Source organism: Coxiella-like endosymbiont of Rhipicephalus sanguineus (assembly GCF_018687865.1).
Genome location: NZ_NIQB01000038.1, coordinates 23,168 through 35,580, shown reverse-complemented (window position 1 = coordinate 35,580; position 12,413 = coordinate 23,168). Strand labels below are relative to the sequence as shown.

Sequence of the window (12,413 nt, the reverse complement as noted above, 5' to 3'; positions counted from 1 at the left end):
AACTAGAAGCCATCATCGCCTTTTAAAGTATAAACAATAACTTTACCCAAATTCAATAATTCATCTGGAGATTTTTCCAATGCCGATAATAGAACGCACAAAATACGACGATTAAGCACCACATCGCAAGAATCTACTTCTGCCAAATTTTTTTCGCATGATGTGACCATACATATCTTCCAGCGAAGTAAACACTCGCACTAATTGAATCGTAATAAAGCCGTACTATTCTAATACTTTAGAAACTTGCTTTCCTTTCTTTTCTTTATTGCATACGGGAAGTGTTAACACATAATTTACAATAGATTCAATTACCGAAGGTGGCATGTTCTCTAGATTAATGAGCTCTTCACCATCTCTCAGAAATAATTTGTTAACAACAATTGTCTCCAATTTGGGTAAATGAAAATAATTACGGATAATATTAGCGTCTAATAAAATATGCCTTGCATCTCGCATAGCCACCAGAATTTTCATTAATGCTTCAGTAAATGCGAATTGCTCGGCCCTTCCACATATCGCCATCAGGCTTAGCAGCGGCTTTTTTATCCATCATGCTCACTACAAGTTGAGCGAATATACTCAAGGAACCGTTTGTAAAGAGATTTTTTGTAAAGGGATTTAATAAGGTATTCAATAACTTTTTTCTTGAGGACCAATAATATCCCGAGCACCGGTTATAAAATTAATTAACAATAAATCATCTTCTCGGCCCATGGACCGCACCATAGAAAAAATCTTAGCAAAAAACGAATTATCTCCTTTTTCATCGACATAGATAAAACCAGTGGCTTTCAAAAACGCATTATAAGCTAACGATACCATTGCTTCGGTTTTACAACTTCCTGTAGATCCGAAAATTAAAACGTGCGTATGCATATCTTCATTGCTGAACCAAAGTTCTTCCTTGGTTCTAATTTCGTTACCAAAATAGTAAATTCCGCGCGCTTTGCATGGCTTATGCCGAGTCCCTGGTATTAAGTCGTTATAATCTTTCAGATTAGAATGTTATGGTAGGCAAAAGCGGAGCTTTCATTTACGTGTATTGTATAAGTATAAATAAAAGTACCGATTCCTATCAATAAAAATATATCGGCCAAGTAACTAAAAGAAAAAGGTAATAATCACAAGCAGTAACAGAAAAGTAGCTACCCCTTGCGCATTTTTTAAGAAATCGGCAATGCGTACGCTTAACGTGCGCGTGTCGCCCAAGATATGCGCGTAAAAACGTTCGTGTTTTTCTTCTAAACCGCGTAGCTGGTATATTATCGTTCATCTTCCGGCCACATAAAGCACATTTTTATCTCCTTATCCAATGCCGTTACAACTTCCTTAACCATGGGAGCCCGTAAAGGACGATTTAATCTTTTTTTCTACTCGACAATGAGCAAATAAACTAGCCAATTCTATAACGGCGATCTACCTTCCTACACTATTTAACATGTACCATAAACGCCGATCGACGGGTTTTAACTACAAAAATTTAGCCATCGTTAACACTTCTCGTTCCACTCTTGCAATATGTAATAAAGTCGCCATTAATATACCTACGTAGCATCTTAAGCCACTTAATGAATTTGGACTCTTTATATTTGAGAAGTAATTTTTCCACTCCACTAAAATCTAACTTTCCATGAAGGGAGGATTTTGCGATTTGAATTAATAAATCGTCAGCCACTTTGTGATTACAATGTCCCCGAGCAAAAAAAACAACTAGAAGCGCTTTAATATAAATGGGTAAAACATCTACCCCTTTCCATAAGGGTCTCATTTGAAGTACAAATAATAGTTCTACAGGAGCGGGCTTAATTGTTCAAACTTTCTTGTTACTTTTAGTAATTTCCAATACATGGTGCTCTTTGCAAAAAATCAAGCGATAATTTCACCATAGCTCAGGGTCCTTCGTCGAGATTTTGTTCTAATAAATTTAAAGAAAGGACGGATATAATTTGCGACCAATTTTCAACCTCAGATTCTTCAAACTTTCCATCGAATGGTTATGATGAAACCACGCGGAACGATTGTGAAATAATATCCAAGTAGCGAATCCTAATAAAATTAGAATTACAGGATAAGGTAACCATAAATCGGTTTCGGTACTCAGAGCTCCTATTTCAGGAAATGTAATTTGATTTCTATCTCCTGTAGCCATAAAGTGCTGCCAAAAAATTAAGTTATGCTCTTTAAATGGGAGGAAGGTGTACCCACCTCAATACCACATTAAATCTATCTAAAACGCTTTTAATTAACTCAATTTCATAATGACGAATAAAAAATATGCCAGCAATAATACAGCGTTTTTCTAGCCACCCAAAAATAATTACTCCAATAGTCAACAAAACTAATAACCCAAAGAAATCAGCTGTCTAATCTGTGGCATTTTTCTGCGCTGGGTACATTATGTAATCTCATGAGTACATTATGTAATCTCATCAGATTTTAAAATTAATTTTTACGTTTGCTTTGCGTAATAATAACGCTTTTCTTGATGAACAAATTATAGGATATTTTCGCTTTTTTATACCATCAGGCATTAAAGTAACTAATATAATTCGCATCCGATCTTTTCGCGGTCGATTCTCCTCAGAAATAATCTGGGTAGGGTCAATAGCAACAACAACATAGACTTCTGATAGCTGTGAAAGCTTAAGCCGAATGATCTTCATTGTATTGGCTTTATTTTTTATAAACTGGCTGACCAATCATGTAACTTTCCAATGAAGCTAGCTAAGCCGCCCATTTTTTATAATCATGGCTGTTAGATTGGTAGAGCGAAACATATAACTTTACTTTATTTTCGGGAAGCTCCAGTAGCGTCATCAACTTTTTGGTCGATTCATCTCCTCCTAATTTTTCTCTTAAAACCAAAGCTTCTTCATAATAAATCTTTCGGATCGGTTTTAAGGTATCTCGTAAGAACAGCGACTCATCCCAATTGTCCGCGCATAACACCTGCTCTGCCGCTGCTATATTGCCTCACAAAACTGCTGATAATCGTCTTCCGTTCTGCGACTTTTTGCATAGAACGCTTCTGCCATCTGGATAAACTGAGCACTCTGTGCGTCCACGCTCTCAATCAAATGGCGTTTTAATTTTAAATTCTCGTTTTTTAGTTCGAAACGAATGCTGGACAAACTAAAACTTATGGCCATCTCCCATTCAGTTTTATTTCATACCAAATTGAGGAAGTTGTGTCTAATCTGAATCCGTTTCAAGCCACTTTCCAAACAGATTGACGCTAGCTTTGTCCAGAGAAATTCTTGCTCGTATATCATCAATTGCTGATCCAAGCAGATTTACCAACTGAGTGACTTTATTAGTAACTTTCACCTAGGAAAATTCTTTGTGGCTCATTTGCGCTTACTACCATGTTTTACGCTTACTAATTAATGGAAATTTAATCTTTGAGCCATTTTGCGCTCGGAAGCTTAAGAGAATATTAAATAGGTAAGGGGGTTACTTTAAACCGTGTTAAATTTTTTTAATATTAGTAAAAATAGATCCGCATGAAATCATTAGACAAAACTCATTTTTTCCAATGTTGTTATTTTTATTTAATATTCAATGGTAGACTTTTATCGTTTCTGTGATAGCGATGCTTTTTCACTATTCTCAATCGCTATGGTTTTTTAGTATCGAAGTATTTTGGCACTGATTTCGTAGTACTATTGCGGGGCAACGCAAGATTGCTATTCCTTGGTGGGATCATTGATGGACCTCGCTAACAAACTAACTATAATACCCCCCAATGGGTTTTAATTTTACTTTAAAAGGCCGCCAAATAACTTATTCCGAAATTTTTTCTGATACCCATCTTTTACCGGGCCTTACAAAACGAGTTGATTAATTGTCTTCGCTCTGTTTAGGTTATACGTTAGATGCTACTTACGAAGATACTGAGCAATCCCTTTTAGACGTAAAAATAACCTTCGATGAATTTACGCCGGGTGTACTTTGGTTATTTTATCTTCTTAATGAGCTTGTTAAAAACAGCTCTTCCAAAGATGCCGTTTCTCTTGATGAGTTGATGTACCATTAACAAATCACATTTTAATATTACCTTAAGGTTCTTTCCGTAGAATTTAAGCTAATTTATTAAAGCATTAAATAAAATCGAGAATGGATTTTGTCGCAACTCTTCTTTTAATTAAGCAATTGCAGAACAATGAAACAAACATTGTGTTGGTTGTTAATCCTTTTCCTATATTACCATAGATAGCGCACCTGTAAGGGTTACGGATAGAAATGCTCAAGCCCAATTAGCTCAAGCGGAAGTATCCGTGGACCATTCTTTGCAACAGATATCGGCTAATTCAAATGGTAACTCACCCGCATGCGAAATTACTGCCCCATTTAAATCTGGGAACCATTGGTATGGCTCAACAAACTTCCTTGGATTGGAATGGCCCCATCGAGCTTTTATTGCGAAAAATTGCTCGGGCCAGTAGTTACAAGTTGCGCGTGTTAGGAAAAAGATCTGTAATCCCCGTACTCGTTGCAATTAATTCAACCGATGTACCCTTAGCAGAAATTTTACGAGACGCCACTTATCAAGTAGAAAAGAAGCCATATATTACTTTATATCCATCCTTTATATCCATCCTTTATATCCATCTACTTGAACCATCAAGCTACGTTATCACACGAGTTAGTTATGAAACAATTCCGTTTTTTAAAGAGATTGATGATTATTATCGCTAGCACTGTTATGGCAATAGCCTGTGCTAATCGTGGGGGTGCCGACGAGCCACCACTCACAGAGATGAGTTATGTAAATATGAATTAACTTCCCTCGGGAAATGGGCAGGTTAATAATATTTGTCAACAAGCGTTGCGTGAAATTGCTATTATGCTCGGTGCACGAGGTGCTTTGGTATGGCGATCGGAACATATCGATGCCGCTTTAGAAAAGCAGTCAACTTACCTTGATCATATTTTTGATTTTAAAAAGCTTTTGTTAAAAAAACATCTTACCACCAGTATTGTCGAATCACAAGCTAATCTTAATTTGGCCAATGATGACACGATTCGCACCGCCAACAAAACTTATAAAATCATTGCAGATTCTTGGTTCGTAACAGCACCTCCCACCTGGCGTATTTATTTATAGCTTGATTACCAAAAGCCAGATTTATCTGATGATTCGTTGCTACCAAAAGATAAATCCGAAGCTCAAATATGGAATTTTTATATAAAACAAGGCTGGCAAGATGGTTTACAGCAAGCGAATGAATTTTTTGCAACCAATTTAAATTGTTTTAAACGTGATTATTTGAGAATGCTGTTATATCGAAAATTATTGGCTCAAAAAGGGATAATTACTTCTCCTGTCGTCGCTACTAAAGCCAATCTGGGCATTACAGGAGACGCCAATCAGATTCGGCCAATCAGATTCGAATTAATAATGATGAGATTATGCGAATTACCGCCCAATCGGCGTTACAACCTGATAGCAGTTATTGGAACCCCGTTTTAACGCCGGGGAGTTATTCGCCGTAATATTTTCCTACCTCAGAAGTGAAGAAAACATATTTTTGCTCCCTCACCCTCTTCCGAGGTAAGAGGTAAGAAAAGAGAATTTTGGCAGAGTTGAAAGGATAAAAAAAACTATGTCAATAGAGAACTCACAGTTTTATCCTCATGAACCTTCTCGTTTTGAACCGAAGCATATCGATCTATTTCTGGTTTACTGTCATCGCTTTGGCGCATTCAACATCACAATTTAAACAGACCGACCAATTGTTATAGAAGTCTATGGCCGTATTCAAACAGTCACGCGACGGGAACTCTCCAACGCAGAAATCGGCAATCTTCTCAAATACCATCTACGGACCAAATGGCACAACACAAATCATGTGAGGCGAGAATATCGATACTCACTATGAAATACGACCTAATCCTAATGAGAGCTTTTGTTATCGGGTGAATAGAACTGGATGTCATGTAGACGAACACGAAGGAATCCAAATTACCATTCGCACTATTCCGGCGGAACCTCCTTCTCTGTCAAAACTCGATTTACCTTCAGCTGTTTTACGCCATTACTCCGCAAGAGGAAGTCATTTATGTAACAGGGGCAACCAAGCTTAGGAAAAAGTACACTCCTTGTAGCCATAAGGAACTCGCTGAGGCGCCCGATAGTCATCGGAAAATTCTCACTTTTGAGGAACCTATCGAATATGTATATGATTCTCTCAGCACTCCTAAAGCTAGTGTCTGTCAATCAGAAATTCCGTGCCATTTACTATCTTTCTCCGCTGGAGTACGAAATGCCTTGCGGTCGCAAACCGCATTTAATTTTAGTGAGGAAAGCACGTGACAATGAAACGATTAGTGCGGTATTAGAAGCCACATTAAACAAGTCACCCCTTATACTACGCTACACAGCAATGGAGCGGCAGAAATCATTCGCCGCATGGTGGGTAGTTTTCCTCAAGAGGAGCGAATCGGTTGAACCATCGATATTGTCGAAATTTTGCATTTAATCATCTGGCAGCGATTAGTTCCTTCAATAGATGGCAAACGCATAGATTTGCGTGAGTTTTTAGTTTTTAACAAAAAATCTGTGATTTTCTATTGTATTGGATAGCGATCCCGAACAAGTCACGGCCACGACCCGTCGCCTTATCGAGGAATATGGACAACCTTATGCGAGTTGATGTTGAAGAAAAATTTAAAGCAGGATTGATTTCTCCACGGACTTATAAAATACTTTCTGCTGGTGCAATAAGCTTATCTTCGTCAAACATCGCCTCTACGGAAATATAGAAAAAAATAAGGTCCGTATAGAGGTTTAAAAAATAGCTTTTATTTGAGAATAATAATTTCATGAAAATATTTTATGCTTGCTATAGAATTTCACTTCCACTAGTCTTAGGTGGGGTTATTCTTGCCATTCTTTTAACCCATTGGTTTCTTCCTCAGCTTCTTTATTTCTCTAAAACGTATTTAATCTTTTAAAAAATTGTATTTTTAGATTTTAAAAATTCTAATTTTAGAGTTGAGTCTCGTGGCTATTTGGGGGGATTTGTATTTCCGTAGGGCGGTCTTTTTTATTTTCTTCTATACTTTCAAATTTTTTGTTTGACTGGGGCGATTTTCCCTTGACAGTAATGCCCCTGGTTACCAGAAGTTTTGGAATAATTAGTTTCTGTCTTCATAGAGATGCTTATTTTAAAGTACGACATTACACTGTATTCTTCCTACTAAACCCGATAGCACTGTTGGTATCATTTTCAACTCGCTTCCAGGGGTATTGCCACAACCTTTACCTTTTTAGGAATCCTCACTTTTTATACTCTCTTAATCGTCCACCTAATAGTTCCCTAAGCACTTAGCTCTTTGGAAGGAATAAGTCCCATTAGCCTTCTTTTATTTCTTTTTTTTATTATTTTACGGCCAGTCATTTCGTAAAACATAAAATTTATCAATTTACTGTTAACATTCGTCTTCCACTCATTCTTAGAATTGTTAGTTTATTATTGATTCTGATAGGCTTAGTAGTTATTTTAAGTTTATTTTTAGGTGATCTTTAGAAAAGAACTTCTCATTCACCAAAAATTATTGAGCCCTTGTTTCATTTCGGGCGGCTTTTGAATTGGAACCTCTTTGTTTTTTTGGGTAGATGAATCTAATATCAGTAACGGAAATCTTTATTTCAAAATTATCGCGTGGATATTCAGTGCGCGTAATTATCTTGACAGTTTGCATTCCACCTCTTCTATTGAGTTCGCTTGTGCATTATCTTCCTATTGTTCAAATTTCTTGAGGCTTAGCTATCCTTATTGCAATGATGGGTTTAGTTTTATTTCTTTTAATCGTAACTCCCGATTACGCATTTGATTCATTAATGCAAACTTATTTACCCCAAGATAATAGAACAAAATATCGTGCCACCGATCGATTTCTCAATTGATAATTTTTCTTTATTTGGCTTAAAAGGATATGATTTTAATAGCGTTTTTATTCTTCGTTTTTATCTTGCTATTAAGTCTTGTTCTATTATTACTCTCTGTGGCCCTTATTAAACTCCATCAGGATTAACGTATTTATGAAACTCAGACTTTCAGACTTCTACGCTATCCTGTCCTCTACCCCACCTCTGAGAGCGGTAAGCGAAGTGTATATAACTTTAAGGTTTTTTTAAGCTTCTGGAGAAAAAGTTATTTTTGAGGGAATAACTTTTCCATCTTGTTAAAAAATTCACAGAAGTGTTAAAACGCTGAATTTTGGAAGCAGTAGGTTAAGATCGATACAAAAAATAACAGAAAAACGGCGAAATGTTAGCAAGAACTTTTTAGGAAGTTTTTTGTCAACGTTGCTGATAAAATTCACCGCCCACCTGATAGGTCGGTGAAAAGAGAGCCGATCACGGGACTTTTATAGTGCCTATTTAAAAAGCGTCCTCGTACTGTTCGAGTTTTTTTTACATGGTCTTTTTCTGGTAGGAACTCCTTAACTTCAGCTTCCTTCACTCCGAGCGATTATGGTGCTACTGCCTTCAAGGCTCTTGATATTTCGAATCAAATTACTTCGAGAAGCAGTTCTTACTTCGAGAAGCAGTTCCTGGTTTGATTGCTTTCGTAACAGGAAAAGAAGAACCTAAAGGACTCCTTTACTTGAAGAAGTCTCAGCGAGTCAATCTCCAAAAGAAATGCGCGTCATTGCTATGTTATGATTTTTTTACCTTACCAATTCTCTCACCCTTTTTAAGGGAAGAGTTTTATTTAATTCCGCTTTCCCGCTCGGAGCAGCGAGTGAACAAAAAAAAGTAGATCTGCAGGTTTAATTACTGGTTGCCTCCTCCCTGGGAAAAATTATCACTGGAAGAATTATTAGGGCTTTCCGTACGTTTCAATTAAGCCTGCTTTTGTTACCGCAGCACAGCTCAACTATTACTTTCAACTGCTTGACTTCCTTGACTAATTCCTTAACGCGTCGTTTGCCCAAATCCACTAACATACCCTTGCATTTGATACGCCATTTGTCCGGCGGAACTTGTTTGAGGCGACGAACTGATCCAACGCAAGATGTTATCCAGTAACGCAAAAATTAAGCTGAAGCACTGCGTCGTTACCATATAAACCAACATAGTGAAAATAACGAGAACAAGCGGAAATACAAGCAGGCTCATTACAATTTCCGAATCAAAGTACCGGCAGTACAGAGAATACTTCCACTCGCAGCACCTGAGGAAAGAGAGCTTGTAAAGAGATTACTCGCTAAACCCAAAAAAGTAGTATAAACAATAATTCGTAAAGAAACATACGAAAGAATCATTCCCGCAATGAGACCAATTACCATTAATACTGACCGCAAAAAGACTCCCAATAGAATCATTAACGTCTCTGTTTCGCTTCACCCAGAAAATCGTGTCCTTCGGAGTGTTTTAATCCGAAACAGATTAGTGGTGCTGCCACCATAGCTTCAATCACCATGATAATTCAACCGATTACTCAGAAGGTATAAAGAAAATAGGGGTATAAAGGAACATAATAAGCCAGTACAAATCCAGCCGCTCCACAATCTCTCCCTGCTACAACCATAAATAATGGCTTTACCTACTTTACCTAACTGAGTAATGCGCTGACATGTGTTTGTGCATTATAGGAGGAAGCTGTACAAACACCCGTCGCAAAGAGGGAAACAGCAATGCTGACCAGAAACCAGAATCAAATATTGGCAGCTACATTAATAGCACGCATCTCGACACTATGCAGAATGCAGAAAGAGTATAGGATCTGTCCCTATATGACCATTACTACCCCTACATGACCATTACTAGTAGAGAAAGTGGAAATTAGATTACCGATATCATAGACTACGCTACCAAAGATGGCGTCAATTACCCCATACCAGATCTGAAACCCGCTGCGCTCGGATTAGGCGCTGAACCCGTATCTCCAGAATTTTTGGGGTTGGCGATATTATTTTAATTTATTCAATACAGGCTGAATATAAGTCAACAACGTTTTACGAGCTTCTTGGTAGTATTTATCAGGATTCCCTAAAGTGGTTATTAGCATCAACTACCGTCGGTGTATAGTTGCCAATATTTGAAATACTATCATAGTGCGACTGTACTTGAGATAAATCCCAATAATAACGACTGGCACTTAATCATCCTTCGTTTTATGCTTCTTCAATAAAATCTTTAGCCAAAGTTGCGTTTCTGGTATTGAGCTGCACCAAAGGCACTAAGGTATTGACGTAACTTACATAAACTTCCCAAAAAGTTTCCGCATTATCGTCACTCACATTATCGGGATTGTAAGTAACCTAAGCAAGAATTAGCGGATGAGTTTTGTGAACAATAATATTTTTCAGCTGGCATTAAACTCATCACTAATTCACTTACTGCTTGCCCCTCAATCATCCTCAATCACATCGTATAGAATAAGGGGGATTAACGTTAACTGCGACCCCCGTATTATTTGTTCGATATTGTTACTCGATTGTGCATTAGGTTAGCTATCAATACTAGAATACATACAAAACAGCATTAGCAAATATTTGCTCTGTCCTGGGCCCATCTCTTGTTCGATTCTGCTGTTCCAAGCACGCTCGTGGCTGTAATAGTTCACTAACGATATCATTTCCGACACCATTCGATTCGAGTCGCGCCATACGGCACCACCTTCGTTAATGTACTTTAATCCATACTCCCATGTCTGAACTCCCATGTCTGATCCGCTAATCCTACGCCTTCTACCACTACTTTCATTACCACATCTTGGAGCAATGAATAACCTGTGGCTAGATTAGGAATTAATAAGCTAAAGCCAAAAGCGATTTAAAAATACGAGAGCGACATTTTTATTCGGACCCATAAAAGAGCCATCTTGGATGACTGGTAATACAATGGTGAAAACCGTATAAGCCAACCACAATCCCGCTACCACAATAATTCCTTCTTTGAGTTTATAAAATAACTTACCCAGCATCTGCCCTATTGTTCCGTAGAGTACATTCCCGACAGTGCCAAAGATTTGGTTTAAATAGGAAATCGATAAATCATGGTGACTGTTTATCGACGTGTTATCAGTAAAGTCGGTAAATATCGTCGGCCCAAGCACTATCAGAAAATAACAAAAGAAAAAGCGACGAGAAGAGTTCTTTCATTGTTTGATCCCTTAAAGGTGCAGAGGTTGCCTCATTTGGAAATAATTAAAATGTTTTCGAATTGATATTGCAATCTTTAGAAGAGGGTAGCTTATTATGAGCCTAAAAAAATATTTATTATCCATCACTGTTACTCTGTTATTGACATCTTCCTTGTGTTTTGCAGATAGCGTTCCTCTTTCCCAATGTGCCAATTATCTCAGCTATTCCGATTCTCAATTTAACAGTTTAGCAGCCTCTAACAAAAATGCGGTGAGTAATATCGCTTCTGTTTTAAATAGCTGTTCAGTATATAGCTAATTCTTGTAGTGATTTGAATATAGGCGATCAATGCTGCGCTTTATTAGCTATGCGTACTTTACTAAGCACTTATTTTGCTAATTTTAATTAGAGTTCTTCTCTAAGTAGAGTAGCGATGGTGGAAGCGGCACGCTACCTCCTACGGCAATTAATTCAACCGATAATCCAATATCTTTATCAGTTGACACTAACTCAACACCTTCGCCGTAAACAGAAAAAAAATCATCTAACATTCAGTGGTTTTAAATAGAAGGGTTCAATTATAAAAAAAATTCATTTCATCGGCATCACTTCATTTATAACTTTAATGATTGGCTCCACGTCAGCAATGGCTGATCTCGATCCGATGGGCAGCGTTATTGCTGCCATAAAGCAATATAGGTACTGAAATTCAGACATTGGCAATTGAAAGCAAAAAAAAGCATTAACAATATGAAATATCAGCTTTATAAAAATCTAGCAATTGCTTTACAAGCCAAGCCGAAAAAATAATGCACTGAAACAACAACATATTAACGCTGCACTCGCTACCCAAAATCAAATTTCAAAAATCATGCTTCAGTTTCCTGAACAAGTAGTAAATGCTAATCAACTTACCAACCCCAAGATGGCAGCGGATATCAAAAATTAGAAGAATTTGATTCCTAATCTTACTACTAATATTCTGGCTAGTTCCGGCTAGCGATATTCTTTACTTATATGACGCAAATGATTCAATGGAAAGCAACTACGGAGTTGGAAAGCCCGAATTAACTTATGATAATTATTTTAATTTTTAATTCTCTCTTTACAGCAACTGCTTACTCCACCGATCAACAACAAGCAGCAGAAATTTATCTTCAATATCTAGCACAACAATATGAATCTTTAACAAACAAAATTAATTTTAGCCATCTCAAAACAAAATTTAATAGTTTAATTTTTAAGCCCTAAAAAGCGTGCCAAAGCTTTAACTTTGTTAATAATCCTGTCTATCAAAAGAATCAATTGGC

The 12,413-nt window shown here is 37.2% G+C and carries 11 protein-coding genes and 5 pseudogenes; 7 read left to right on the top strand and 9 right to left on the bottom strand.

Going from position 1 to position 12,413, the window contains the following annotated elements; translation table 11 throughout:
- Positions 1–20: 20 nt before the first annotated feature.
- The 5 genes and pseudogenes from B1F79_RS02470 to B1F79_RS02455 form a co-directional block, all read right to left on the bottom strand.
- Positions 21–1,269, bottom strand: a pseudogene (locus B1F79_RS02470) (type IV secretory system conjugative DNA transfer family protein); the annotation flags it as partial.
- Between the two features lie 214 nt (positions 1,270–1,483).
- Complete coding sequence (locus B1F79_RS07180; protein WP_443652029.1) at positions 1,484–1,771, bottom strand: secretion/conjugation apparatus DotM-related subunit; 288 nt, start codon at positions 1,769–1,771, stop codon at positions 1,484–1,486.
- A 661-nt stretch (positions 1,772–2,432) separates the two neighbouring features.
- Positions 2,433–2,666, bottom strand: coding sequence for a type IVB secretion system protein IcmQ (locus B1F79_RS02465; RefSeq protein WP_251365856.1), 234 nt, complete (start codon positions 2,664–2,666; stop codon positions 2,433–2,435).
- Between the two features lie 61 nt (positions 2,667–2,727).
- Positions 2,728–2,952 carry a type IVB secretion system protein IcmQ gene (gene icmQ, locus B1F79_RS02460; RefSeq protein ID WP_251365855.1) on the bottom strand — a complete coding sequence of 75 codons (225 nt, stop codon included), beginning with the start codon at positions 2,950–2,952 and terminating at the stop codon, positions 2,728–2,730.
- Positions 2,953–2,966: 14 nt separating this feature from the next.
- Positions 2,967–3,152, bottom strand: a complete 186-nt coding sequence (locus B1F79_RS02455) for a hypothetical protein (protein WP_251365854.1) — start codon at positions 3,150–3,152, stop codon at positions 2,967–2,969.
- 596 nt (positions 3,153–3,748) lie between these two features.
- On the opposite strand from B1F79_RS02455, the pseudogene B1F79_RS02450 reads away from it, so the two are divergent.
- The 4 pseudogenes from B1F79_RS02450 to dotB all read left to right on the top strand — a co-directional run bounded on the left by B1F79_RS02450 (position 3,749) and on the right by dotB (position 6,768).
- Positions 3,749–4,039: pseudogene (locus tag B1F79_RS02450) on the top strand (type IV secretion IcmS family protein).
- A 154-nt stretch (positions 4,040–4,193) separates the two neighbouring features.
- Positions 4,194–4,590 (top strand): annotated as a pseudogene (locus B1F79_RS02445) (DotD/TraH family lipoprotein); the annotation flags it as partial.
- Positions 4,591–4,849: 259 nt separating this feature from the next.
- Positions 4,850–5,476: pseudogene (locus tag B1F79_RS02440) on the top strand (type IV secretory system conjugative DNA transfer family protein).
- Positions 5,477–5,609: 133 nt separating this feature from the next.
- A pseudogene (gene dotB, locus B1F79_RS02435) lies at positions 5,610–6,768 on the top strand (Dot/Icm type IV secretion system ATPase DotB).
- Positions 6,769–8,929: 2,161 nt separating this feature from the next.
- On the opposite strand, the gene B1F79_RS02430 reads toward dotB, so the two are convergent.
- The 4 genes from B1F79_RS02430 to B1F79_RS02420 all read right to left on the bottom strand — a co-directional run bounded on the left by B1F79_RS02430 (position 8,930) and on the right by B1F79_RS02420 (position 10,943).
- Positions 8,930–9,133, bottom strand: coding sequence for a hypothetical protein (locus B1F79_RS02430; RefSeq protein WP_251365853.1), 204 nt, complete (start codon positions 9,131–9,133; stop codon positions 8,930–8,932).
- On the bottom strand, positions 9,133–9,339 hold the full coding sequence (locus B1F79_RS02425; RefSeq protein WP_251365852.1) for a hypothetical protein: 207 nt from the start codon (positions 9,337–9,339) through the stop codon (positions 9,133–9,135). The genes B1F79_RS02430 and B1F79_RS02425 overlap by 1 nt, the downstream gene beginning before the upstream one ends.
- 792 nt (positions 9,340–10,131) lie before the next feature.
- Positions 10,132–10,257 (bottom strand): hypothetical protein, encoded by a 126-nt coding sequence (locus B1F79_RS06300; protein WP_285896364.1) that lies wholly within the window; start codon positions 10,255–10,257, stop codon positions 10,132–10,134.
- A gap of 518 nt (positions 10,258–10,775) precedes the next feature.
- Complete coding sequence (locus B1F79_RS02420) at positions 10,776–10,943, bottom strand: hypothetical protein (RefSeq protein WP_251365851.1); 168 nt, start codon at positions 10,941–10,943, stop codon at positions 10,776–10,778.
- Positions 10,944–11,217: 274 nt separating this feature from the next.
- On the opposite strand from B1F79_RS02420, the gene B1F79_RS02415 reads away from it, so the two are divergent.
- The 3 genes from B1F79_RS02415 (at position 11,218) to B1F79_RS02405 (ending at position 12,354) form a co-directional block, all read left to right on the top strand.
- Positions 11,218–11,421 carry a hypothetical protein gene (locus B1F79_RS02415; RefSeq protein ID WP_251365850.1) on the top strand — a complete coding sequence of 68 codons (204 nt, stop codon included), beginning with the start codon at positions 11,218–11,220 and terminating at the stop codon, positions 11,419–11,421.
- Between the two features lie 463 nt (positions 11,422–11,884).
- A complete protein-coding gene (locus B1F79_RS02410; protein ID WP_251365849.1) occupies positions 11,885–12,052 on the top strand; it encodes a hypothetical protein in 168 nt (55 codons plus the stop codon).
- 125 nt (positions 12,053–12,177) lie between these two features.
- A complete protein-coding gene (locus B1F79_RS02405) occupies positions 12,178–12,354 on the top strand; it encodes a hypothetical protein (RefSeq protein WP_251365848.1) in 177 nt (58 codons plus the stop codon).
- Positions 12,355–12,413 lie beyond the last annotated feature (59 nt).

Coding starts and splice junctions, on each gene's coding strand:
- B1F79_RS02415 (WP_251365850.1), top strand. CDS start 11,218: ATGAGCCTAAAAAAATATTTATTATCCATCACTGTTACTCTGTTATTG.
- B1F79_RS02405 (WP_251365848.1), top strand. CDS start 12,178: ATGATAATTATTTTAATTTTTAATTCTCTCTTTACAGCAACTGCTTAC.
- B1F79_RS02430 (WP_251365853.1), bottom strand. CDS start 9,133: ATGAGCCTGCTTGTATTTCCGCTTGTTCTCGTTATTTTCACTATGTTG.
- B1F79_RS07180 (WP_443652029.1), bottom strand. CDS start 1,771: ATGAGACCCTTATGGAAAGGGGTAGATGTTTTACCCATTTATATTAAA.
- B1F79_RS02455 (WP_251365854.1), bottom strand. CDS start 3,152: ATGGCCATAAGTTTTAGTTTGTCCAGCATTCGTTTCGAACTAAAAAAC.
- B1F79_RS02465 (WP_251365856.1), bottom strand. CDS start 2,666: ATGAAGATCATTCGGCTTAAGCTTTCACAGCTATCAGAAGTCTATGTT.
- B1F79_RS02425 (WP_251365852.1), bottom strand. CDS start 9,339: ATGATTCTATTGGGAGTCTTTTTGCGGTCAGTATTAATGGTAATTGGT.
- B1F79_RS02420 (WP_251365851.1), bottom strand. CDS start 10,943: ATGCTGGGTAAGTTATTTTATAAACTCAAAGAAGGAATTATTGTGGTA.